14 protein-coding genes are annotated in these 9,601 nt (G+C 70.3%); 5 read left to right on the top strand and 9 right to left on the bottom strand.

Annotated elements, in window-relative coordinates; translation table 11 throughout:
• Window positions 1–230, bottom strand: a 230-nt coding sequence (locus tag AC08OO_RS17885; protein WP_476618797.1) for a hypothetical protein, incomplete at its 3' end; no start/stop codon positions are given.
• 150 nt (window positions 231–380) lie between these two features.
• Between AC08OO_RS17885 and AC08OO_RS17880 the strand changes: the two genes are divergently transcribed.
• A complete protein-coding gene (locus AC08OO_RS17880) occupies window positions 381–584 on the top strand; it encodes a helix-turn-helix transcriptional regulator (protein ID WP_476610881.1) in 204 nt (67 codons plus the stop codon).
• A 6-nt stretch (window positions 585–590) separates the two neighbouring features.
• Here AC08OO_RS17880 and AC08OO_RS17875 read toward each other — a convergent pair whose 3' ends face one another.
• The 6 genes from AC08OO_RS17875 to AC08OO_RS17850 form a co-directional block, all read right to left on the bottom strand.
• Window positions 591–782: a helix-turn-helix domain-containing protein gene (locus AC08OO_RS17875; RefSeq protein ID WP_476610882.1), complete on the bottom strand. Its 192-nt coding sequence runs from the start codon at window positions 780–782 to the stop codon at window positions 591–593.
• 34 nt (window positions 783–816) lie between these two features.
• On the bottom strand, window positions 817–2,517 hold the full coding sequence (locus AC08OO_RS17870) for a replication initiator (RefSeq protein WP_476610883.1): 1,701 nt from the start codon (window positions 2,515–2,517) through the stop codon (window positions 817–819).
• Window positions 2,514–2,717, bottom strand: coding sequence for a hypothetical protein (locus AC08OO_RS17865; protein WP_476610884.1), 204 nt, complete (start codon window positions 2,715–2,717; stop codon window positions 2,514–2,516). The genes AC08OO_RS17870 and AC08OO_RS17865 overlap by 4 nt, the downstream gene beginning before the upstream one ends.
• Window positions 2,714–4,267, bottom strand: a complete 1,554-nt coding sequence (locus AC08OO_RS17860; protein WP_476610885.1) for an FtsK/SpoIIIE domain-containing protein — start codon at window positions 4,265–4,267, stop codon at window positions 2,714–2,716. Before AC08OO_RS17860 ends, AC08OO_RS17865 begins: the two co-directional genes overlap by 4 nt.
• A gap of 128 nt (window positions 4,268–4,395) precedes the next feature.
• Window positions 4,396–4,695, bottom strand: a complete 300-nt coding sequence (locus tag AC08OO_RS17855; RefSeq protein WP_476610886.1) for a hypothetical protein — start codon at window positions 4,693–4,695, stop codon at window positions 4,396–4,398.
• On the bottom strand, window positions 4,692–5,111 hold the full coding sequence (locus tag AC08OO_RS17850; RefSeq protein ID WP_476610887.1) for a plasmid replication, integration and excision activator: 420 nt from the start codon (window positions 5,109–5,111) through the stop codon (window positions 4,692–4,694). Before AC08OO_RS17850 ends, AC08OO_RS17855 begins: the two co-directional genes overlap by 4 nt.
• A 227-nt stretch (window positions 5,112–5,338) precedes the next feature.
• Here AC08OO_RS17850 and AC08OO_RS17845 point away from each other — a divergent pair, with 227 nt between their 5' ends.
• Window positions 5,339–5,746 (top strand): helix-turn-helix domain-containing protein, encoded by a 408-nt coding sequence (locus AC08OO_RS17845; protein ID WP_476610888.1) that lies wholly within the window; start codon window positions 5,339–5,341, stop codon window positions 5,744–5,746.
• Between the two features lie 261 nt (window positions 5,747–6,007).
• Here the strand turns inward: AC08OO_RS17845 and AC08OO_RS17840 are convergent, their stop codons facing one another.
• A complete protein-coding gene (locus AC08OO_RS17840; protein WP_476610889.1) occupies window positions 6,008–6,433 on the bottom strand; it encodes a hypothetical protein in 426 nt (141 codons plus the stop codon).
• 63 nt (window positions 6,434–6,496) lie between these two features.
• Complete coding sequence (locus AC08OO_RS17835) at window positions 6,497–6,715, bottom strand: hypothetical protein (protein WP_476610890.1); 219 nt, start codon at window positions 6,713–6,715, stop codon at window positions 6,497–6,499.
• A 574-nt stretch (window positions 6,716–7,289) separates the two neighbouring features.
• On the opposite strand from AC08OO_RS17835, the gene AC08OO_RS17830 reads away from it, so the two are divergent.
• From AC08OO_RS17830 to AC08OO_RS17820, 3 genes are all read left to right on the top strand, one after another.
• Window positions 7,290–8,423, top strand: a complete 1,134-nt coding sequence (locus AC08OO_RS17830; RefSeq protein WP_476610891.1) for a P-loop nucleotide/nucleoside kinase family protein — start codon at window positions 7,290–7,292, stop codon at window positions 8,421–8,423.
• Window positions 8,413–9,000 carry a guanylate kinase gene (locus tag AC08OO_RS17825; RefSeq protein ID WP_476610892.1) on the top strand — a complete coding sequence of 196 codons (588 nt, stop codon included), beginning with the start codon at window positions 8,413–8,415 and terminating at the stop codon, window positions 8,998–9,000. Before AC08OO_RS17830 ends, AC08OO_RS17825 begins: the two co-directional genes overlap by 11 nt.
• A gap of 5 nt (window positions 9,001–9,005) precedes the next feature.
• Window positions 9,006–9,601, top strand: a 596-nt coding sequence (locus AC08OO_RS17820) for a hypothetical protein (RefSeq protein ID WP_476618796.1), incomplete at its 3' end; no start/stop codon positions are given.

Here is a 9,601-nt window from a genome sequence, read left to right as displayed (position 1 = left end):
ACATCAGGCATCTGACGGAAGATCAGGGTGATGTCGACGTCGCCGTAGTGCTCGGTGAGGAAGGCGTCCGGGGGCAGCGTGACCAGCAGCGCCGCCAGGTCGCCGATGTCCGCACCGGGACGGATCGTCACCGCGTACTCGCCCCGGCCAAGCACGCTGGCCGCGATCAGCGGATGGTCGTCGTCGGGGGTTCGCCACGCGCCGAAGGCACCAGACGAGAAAATGGGCATGGGTCTCAACTCCTGTTATGCGCAGGATTGGGATCAAGGTCCCGGTCGGGTGTTGGCGCACCCGCCGGGACCGCCTCAACTCGCTGGACGATCGTCCAGCGACGACAACGGTACGCGTCCACCTGGACGGTCGTCCAGTAGTCTGCGGTCATGACACAACCGCTCATGGGAGCGGCGGAGATCGCGCGCCGTCTTGGCGTCGGGCGAACGCGAGTGAACCAGCTCCTGAAGGAAGATCCGTCGTTCCCGAAGCCGCATGCCTCCCTGGCCGCCGGTCACATCTGGCGGACCGAGGACGTCGAGGCATGGATTGCCGAGCACCGGCCCGACCTCCCGCCACCCGGCGGCCCGTGAGCGCCGTCATGCGGCGCGTCCGTCGTCCAGGCCGCGGAGCCGGTTGACGAACGCGACGAGCGCGGCCGAGGGGATGCGCCGCGCCCGACCAATGTGGACGGATTCGATGTCCCCGGTGTTCATCAGCTCGTAGACGGTGCTGCGGCCGACACCGAGGAGTTCCGCGGCTTCGGACGGAGTGAGCAGGAGCTTCGTCACGGATGCTCTCCACAGGCTTCCCGAGGACAGGAGATCAGGCGGCATCCGCCAGCGGCGGCCCGGTTGCCGGAAGTCCGCCGGCCGAGGAGGCACGGGCGGCATCAAGTTGCGCACGCCAGGCGTGACGTTGCGCGACCGCGCGCAAGAGCAGGTGCTCGCGACGGGGTGCGGCCGGGTCACCAGGGCGAAGCAGCGTCCAGACCGTCCGGGCCGGGTCGCCGTCATCGGTCGCGGCCGGGCCGGTAGCGGTGGCGCCGAGCGCTTCGAGCTGGGCGCGGATGAACGCGACCCGGTCATGCCGATGATCGGTCAATGTCTTGCCGGACCAGCGCCGCGAGACCAGCACCCGCCGCCCACCGAACCCCAGCGTCTCCCGCCGGTGCACCTTGCCCCGGCAGCGGCCCGGCACGAGGCCCGGCTTCGGGTTCCGCGGCTGGACACCGTAGCGCAGCCAGTTCGCGCAGGTGGGCGAACACGGCTCGTAGTGCAGCGCCTCAACCAGCCGGTCCACATGCGCCCGCTGCCGGTCAGTGTCGATCGTGTGGCAGGCGTCCAGGCTCTTCGTCAGGTACTTGGTCAGGTAGCCGATCATTCGGCCGGTGTTCGCCGAGTTCGCCGTCGCCCCGTCCGCGCGAAGCTGCGGGCCGAAACGGACCACATGGGCGGGTTCGTCGTCCTCGCCGATCGCGTCGAGTGCGTCATCCCACGAAGGCAGCGGCGCGGCGGTGTCGGGGTCGAGGTAACCGGCTGCGTCGTCGTCCCAGACGGGTAGATGCTGATCATCGTAGACCGGTTGGTCGGCGGACGGCCACCATACCTGGTGGTAGGTCGCTGCCGCCACCAGGCGCAGCATCGCCCGGGGCACCGTGCCGCGGATCGCCGCGTGCAGATGCGGCGCAAGGCGGCGTTGGGGTTCCAACGCGGCGAAGTACTGGACATCCCAACCGACCGCGCGGCGCAGGTTCTGCCAGAACCGGTCGATCAGCTTCGGGAAGTGGATCGCGTCCCGCGCGGCCCGCCGGTAGTCGTACGAGGCCGGATCGACCGGTGTCCCGTCGGGGAGCACCCGGCCGTAGCTGTCGCAGGTCAGTGTCAGGAACATCGACGGCCGCCACACCGTGCCGTCCGGCGCGGTAAAGGTCCGGCCGACGGTGCGCCGGTCGATGGGCAACCGGGGCAGGTCGGGGGCCTCCTGGCGGCGGCGGGTCGAGCGGACACGGCGTGACCGGTCCCGGGTGTCCGGCGCCACCCTGCCCCGCACCCCGAGCGCGGACAGTTCGTGATCGACCTGTCCGATCAGGTCGTCGATCTCGTCCACCTGCACCGTGTCACCGGCCGCGAGGACATCGGCGCGGGCCGCCTCCAGGTCCGCCCGCAGGGTCGCCAACGCCTTGGCGTCCTCCGACGGCGGATCCGGATCGGGGATCGGTTCGTCATCGAGATGCCAGCCCGTCTTGCACTGCGCCATCCGCAGCCGGCGTGCCTTCTCCGCGCACGGCGGGCACTTCGACGCCAGCGTGGCGCCGCACGGGACGGGGATGATCTGCGTTTCGCCGGTGTCGAGGTTGGTGCGCCGCATGGCCATGGGCCGGATGCACACCCCGTTGTCGACCGCGACGGCTTCGACGACGTGGCGGGCAAGCGGCAGTCGCATCCGCGCGGTACGGGAACCAGGTCGGTCGGTGGACGGATCGGCGCCGGCCGACGCCGGACCGGCGGGGACGGGAACGGTCATCGACAGGGGAACTCCTCCGGATCTTCGGGGGCGGGATCGACATAGCGGGTGCAGCCGCAGGGGAGCCCGGCGACGTCCGCCCGGCGGCCCCGGTGGGTATGCGCGATCCGGGGATGGCCGCAGGTCAGGCAGACCGGCAGGACGGGCACCGGCGCGAAGGAGTCCGGCTCCGCCGTCATCGGCGGGTCCGGTCGGGTCATGCGACCTCGCCGAGCCCGTCGAGCGAGTCGAAGTCGTCGAGATCGTCGAGGTATCCGGAGATGTCGGGTGTCCAGCCACCCGGCTTCGCCGGCCGGTAGACGTCAACGACCCGGGCAATCTCGACATCGTCGATGAACGCGGCGCGGACCCGCACCGGGTCGGGGTCACCGTCGTGCAGGACATAGCCGACCCCGGGCAGCGACAGCGGGATCTCATCCGCTCGCGCGCCCCGGTCCCGGGCACCCGAGCCCAGCACGAGGTCAGGTTGGTCGGTTTCGGTCATCCGCAGCGCGACCCGCACCGGGAACAGGTCCCGGAACGGCAACACCTCCTTACGCGGGTCCTGCACCGCCGCCAGGACCACGACCCCGGGCGCCCGGCCCTGAGACAGCAGCAGCGGCAATGCGGCGCCGATGCGCTTCTTGTGGTCCCGGTCGGTCACGTACGCGGTCAGCGATGCGATTTCGTCGACGACCAGCACGATCAACGGCTCCCCGACGGTCGGGGTGTGCAGGCGGGTGTTCCCGGCGAGACGCGCCGTCCGGTCCCGCATGACGGTCACCGCGCCGTCGAGCAGATCCGCGATCGTCTCCGTCGTGGTGGCGAAGCGGGTGAACAGGGCGCGGCCGAAGGCCAGTTCCATCCCGCCCTTCGGGTCACACACCCACAGCTCGACGAGCCCCGCGCGCACCGCCGGCCCGAGCCCGCGCAGCACCGACCACAGCACCGAACCCTTACCCGCACCGGTGGCACCGGCGACGAGGACATGCGTTCCGCGGACCGGCAGCGTCCAGGGACAGCCGTCTTCGCAGCGGCCGACCGGCACCGCGGACAGCCCCGCGACGAGCCGCCCCAGCCGATCCGAGGACGAACCGGTACCGGCAGGGCCAGAGCCGGTACCGTCCGCGGCGTCCTCCAGGGTGGCCGGGGGCACGGGACGGGTCAGCGGATCCCGCCGGTGGAAGGACAGCCGGACGAACCGGAACGTCTCCGCCTGCACCTGGCAGCGCCGTGCCCGGAAGACGTGCCGCAACGCCTCGGCCTGATCGGCCCACTGCTGGGGGGTCTGACCGGGCAGCAGTTCGACCCGCAGCACGTCGACACTCCGAGTCGAATGGATCTTTCGGATGCGCGGGAAGTACTCGTCGAACGTCACCTGATCACCCGTCGACGCCGGCATCCGGATGGCAAGGTCGGTGTGGACCATCGCCGGCTTCCACCGCCACCGGTAGACGAAGGTGAGCCGGGCACGCCCCCACAGCCACCACGCCACCGGCCAGAACGACCGAGGATGCACCCGCCACCACACCGCCGCGACGACCACCAGGCCGAGCACGCCCAGACCCAGGCCAACAAACCCGACCCGGGCCACCACCAGCAGCAGACCCACCGCCACGGCCACCGCGACCCGATGCCGCCAGCAGCCGCACAGCAGCATCCACAGCGCCTTGCCGGCCACGGCCAACAGCAGCATCCACACCGGGACGCGCACCTTGTCGGGTTGTGACGGCACCCGCGGGAAACGCCGGTCACCGTTGATTCTGGACATGGCAATACCTCCTGTCTCCGAGCGCGTGAAACCAAGGGTCGGGGAATCCGAAGAATCACCGGGCGGCCCGGAAACCCGAGAGGAAAGTTCCGGGCCGCCCGTGCGAAACGTGCGAGTGGAACGCGGGGCTATGCCGCGAGCCGCTCCGCGACGCCGGGCTCGTCCTGCGACGTGAACCGGATGCGTTCGCATTCCACGAGATAGTCGTTCACCGCGGCGAGCAGCGCATACGCGAACTCGATGTGATCCGTGGTGACCGCGTTCGACGCCGGAGACATCGACAGCGACGTCAGGCCGACATCGAGCGAGAGAATCGGGGAACGGTCCGGGTAGGTGTGGCAGCGAACGGACCAGTCCGCCCCGACACGCAGGGCGGCATGTGTGGACGACCGCAGACCGTCGATCATCGGACGGGAGAACCTGGTCATGCCGCCACCGCCGGACCGGTGCGCCGTCCGGAAGCGACCCCGGGCGCCCGCATGCCGGACGCGCGCAGCGAGAACGCGACCCGCGGCCGGTCGGCGTTGCGCCGATCGACGTATGGAGTGATCGTGAGCCCGTCGAACTCGACCGGCCGGAACGGTGTCCCTGGCAGCAGGTCCGGCGTGACCGGCTGCACCGACGCCGCCATCCGGATCTTCATCTCGGTTGATCGCGCCGTCGGGTCCGCGTCGATGACCTTGACCTGCCAGACCAGCTCTCCGGTCTCCTCGTCCCGCTGCTGCGCGTCGGCCACCCCGGCCTTGACCTTCTCGAAGTCGTTGACCGGATCGACGCCGACCACGAAGGCCCCCGCCGGGAACACCGCGCCGAACGCGACGGGAATACGTCTCGGTACCGCCATGGATCCACCTTCCTGAGATCACCCCGACCGGCCGGACCCGTCCGGCGGTGGGTACGGATCGACAATGCACCGCCGGAAGAGCGCTTTTCAAGCGGTATATCGGCGATGCATGAGCAGTAGGGATCGGAAAATGCAGAGACGGCATGAAGTCATGCCGACCATGCCGGGTCGATATGGCCGTTGACCAGGCCAGCTCAGGTCATTGCCAATTCGCTAGCATGCCGTGCATGACTGATCGTTCCGGTCCCGTCCACATTCCCGATGCCGATCGGGACGAGGGCGGTGAGGATTGGACGGCCGTAGCGCAGGCCATCAGCACCAGGATGTCCACCCGCCGCATCGGGCAACAGGAGCTTGCCGACCGTGCCGGCATATCCGTGTCCACGCTGCGGCTGGTACAGCACGGCGCGACCCGTCGCGTGCGCACCAAGACCCTGGCGGCGATCGCCCGCGCCCTCGACTGGCCCGACGATCACCTTGTCCGTGTCCTGACCGGTGACCACGCCCCGTCATTGGATACGGCGGACGAAACCGCCATGCTCGGACGGCAGATCCTCGAAGGAATCCGGGACATCCGCGACGACCTACGGGCGCTCATCCGCCGCCTGGACGAATGCGACGGGCTCCACCGATGACCACTCTCGACGCGACATTGGCCCGATCGCCCGCACGCGAGGCCGCCTCCCGCGTCCGAACATCCGTGAACAGGCGAAGACCCCGGGTTCCCTTGAGGGGGAGGGAAGCCCGGGGTCTTCAGGTGGCCGGCGGTGTGCGACTCATCGGATCACCGGCCACGCTCAGGGCGGGAGGACCCCGCCACCCCAGGTTGGAGGAGGCGGAAGGGCAGGATCCTCCCGGGTGACAGGCCGGATGGTCGGCCCCGGCCTGTCACCGGCTCAGCAGCCGGGAAGCCTCAGCTCCCACACGGTGTGTTCGGTCCAGCTCCCGGCGGCGTTCACCCGCAGCTCGTGCGGCCTGCCCTGATATCCGTGCCGGAACCTGGACGCCGCAACCACGGGCGCGCGTTGACCCAGCGGCGCGGTCCGGACCGGAAGAAGATCATGGGCGTAGCACAAGGCAACGGTCGTGCGGTCGAACGGGGTGCCCCGCCGGTGGATCGTGACCGTCGCCGCGGTCCCTACGACGGCCGCCCGCAGCGCGGCTTCCTCCAGGAAGGACGATCCGACGGGGTGGAACTCGGTCACGAGTGCCGTCATCCGCCCACCCGCAGCGACAACCGGGGACTCCGCCAACAGCAACCCGTCGACATCGGGCACGCCCAGCGCGGGCAGCGGCTCCCCAAGCACCATGATCTTAGGCACCGGACAGCAGCTCCCACACCGTGTCGTTCACGACCCGGCTACCGGTCGCCACCCGCGCCCCGCTCACCGGGTCGTCCCAGCCGCGACGGGCAGAGCCGGCAGCACGAGTGCCCCCACGTACCCGCGATCCTGGGCGTAGGCCCTCGCCGCCGCCCCGGACGTGAACCAGCCCACCACCCCCGCCGGGGTCCCGCGTGGACTGCGCACCACCAACGCCCACCGCACCCAGCACGCTTCCGACCCGACGTCGGCCGAGATCCCCGGAACCGCCGTGCTCGGCATGGTCGGCTTCGGCGGCGTAAGCAGGTCCCGCCGGGAACACGTCGGCCTCGCCCGCGCGGACACCGGCAAGGATCGTGCCACCGCGCCACCGAGACCTCCCGCCGTATCGTCCCGGTCGAGACGCAGCCCAATAGCCGATGTGTCCGTTCCGCGTGTTCTTCGCCCGCCCTTCATCCCGTCCCCTTCGTCCGTCGTGTCCGTTCCTCGCCCGCGCTGCCCACCGGGTGGCCGAGACACCCGCAGACGCTGCCCGACATCCACCACCGGAACGACATGGTTGCCGTCACCCGCTCCGGTGTCGGCGCCGCCCGCGGAGGCACACTCGGCACGGACGGCGCCGACTACGGACAAGACTCACCGGAAACGGACGACCACGGAATGCCGAGGCGGCATGGATCGACGGCATTCCGGCGCCGCCGCCGTCCCGGCGACATGCCCAGGTCAGCGCCTGTCCGGCGCCGTTTGACCGCTCGATCCGGACTTGTGATGCCGAGACGACATCCCCCGGCTATGCTCACCGTGCTGATCCGCTCACGCGGCTTGTCCCGATCTGTCACCGACCGAAGAGCGATGAATGACCGCTGATCCCGAATCCGCCTGGCAGCGTTACACCGTCTCCGCCGAGCTTCTGCACCGCGACGACATGGCCGACGCCCTGCGCGGCCGGGACTTCGGCGCCGCGTTCCTGCTCATGCGCAAATGGGATCATGTCAGTCAGGACCGCATAGCCTCGTCCATCGAGGGGTTCAGCCAGTCCCGGGTGAGCCGGATCGCCGGTGGCAAGGCGAAGGTCGAGGAGGTCGAGGTCATCGAGCGGATCGCCGACGGCCTGCGCATCCCCGGGGTGATGGTCGGTCTGGCACCCCGCCCATGGGAGGGGGCCGCTGGTGCGGTCCGGCCGCCGCGGGAGACGCTGCGGGTCCCGACCCATCTGCGGGACCAGATCGGGGTGTCGATCGGCGCGCCGCCCGTCGTGCCGCGCCGCGACGAGGTCACCGACTCGATCCGCCAACTCCTCGCCTGCATCGAACCCCCCGCCGCCAGCCGGAGCCGCCGGGTCGAGCTCGCACCCTTCGACCTTGAAGCGAAGATCCTCGCCGCGTGGAGTTCCGGCCGGCCGCGTGAAGGCTCCCCCGCGCTGGTCATGGTGGCCGGGTTCCCCGGATCGGGGAAGACGGAGTTCGCCCGGTTCGTCAGCGAGATCACCGGATGGTCGCTGCTCGACAAGGACACGATGAGCCGGCCGCTCACCGAGGCACTGTTGCTGTCCATGGACACCGACCCGAACGACCGTCAGGGCGAGGTCTACCTGAGCAAGGTCCGGCCGCTGGAATACCGCGCCATGTTCGACACCGCGTTCGACAACCTCCGCCTCGGCATGCCCACGATCGTCACCGCCCCGTTCGTCCGCGAGCTCACCGACGCCGCATGGCTGGAACGGATGAAGAAACGGTGTGGGAAAGCCGGCGCGACGATCGCCGTGGTGTGGATGCGCTGCGACGTCGACTCGATGCGCGACTACATCGAGGCCCGCGACGCCGCCCGTGACACCTGGAAGCTGTCCTACTGGGACGAATACCTGACCACGATCGACCCCGACCAGCGGCCGGTCTGCACCCACTACGTCGTCGACAACAGCCGCCACGCCCGCAGCAACCTCGCCGAGCACGCCCGCCGCCTCGCCAGCCGGGTCCGCGATGCCTCCTGACGCGATCATCCTCTACGGCCCACCCGCCGCCGGAAAGGACACCATCACCACCGCCCTCACCACGCTCGACAACCGCTACGTGCACTTCGACCGGCTGAAAATCGGCGCGAACGCCCGCGCCCCCTACCGGGTCGCCTCGCCCGACGAACTCGCCCGGCTGCACGACGACGGCCTGATCCTGTACACGAACGAGCGGTACGGGAACGTCTACGCCGTCGACCGGCCCCGCCTCGACGAGATCACCGCCGCCGGCCGCGTCCCGGTCGTGCATCTCGGCCAAGTCGCCGGCATCCACACCCTGCACACCGAATACCCGGCCCGCTGGACAACCGTCCTGCTCTGGTGCCCCCGCGACGTCACCACCGCCCGCGCCCGCCAACGCGGAAACACCGACCTTGCCGAGCGGCTGGCCGCCTGGGACGAGACGAAAACCGACCTCGCCACAGCCAGCCTGGACCTGTTCGACCTAGTCCTACGCACCGACCACCGTCCCCCCCGGAAAGCCGCCGGCCACATCCACCGCAAGGTCACCGGCGCCCCCGAATCCCCCGCGCACCCTCGCGACCCGCTGGACTGACCGCCATGCAACTCGTCCTTCCCGCCCTCACCTTCCGCACCCGCGACGGCCGCATCGACACCACCGCCACCGCCCGCTACGCCCGTCGCGCGGCCCGAACGTGGGCGCACCGGTTCATCCTGTCCGGCACCACCACCGGCGGCCACCAGGCCACCGAAACCGACCGCGCCGCGGTCGTGGACCTGTGGGCCGAGACGATCGGAACCGACCGGCTCACGGCATGCTGCTGGACCCCCGCCGACATCACCCACGCCACCCGCGCCGGCGTCATCCCGATGGTCGTCCTACGCGACCTGGCCAGCGACACCGACGCCCTGGACCTGTTCGCCGCCCTGCCCCGGCCGAGCTACCTATTCAGCCACCCCGAGTTCAGCCCCGTCACCCTCACCCCACGCCTCGCCGCCGCCGCCCACGCCGCCGGTGTCCTCCCGGCCGGAGCGAAAGTGTCAAAGGTCCCGCCCAGCGAGATAGCCGCCCTTCGCACGGCCACCGGCCCCGAGTTCACCCTGTGGGACGGCACCGCCCGCCACATCGCCGCCAGCCTCACCGCCGGAGCCGACGGCATCGTCACCGCCCCCCTCAGCCACCTGCCCAACCCCTT

Source organism: Frankia sp. CeCAU1, assembly GCF_977971845.1.
The sequence above is the reverse complement of the archived record's forward strand: the minus strand, read 5'-3'. Positions and strand labels throughout refer to the sequence as shown.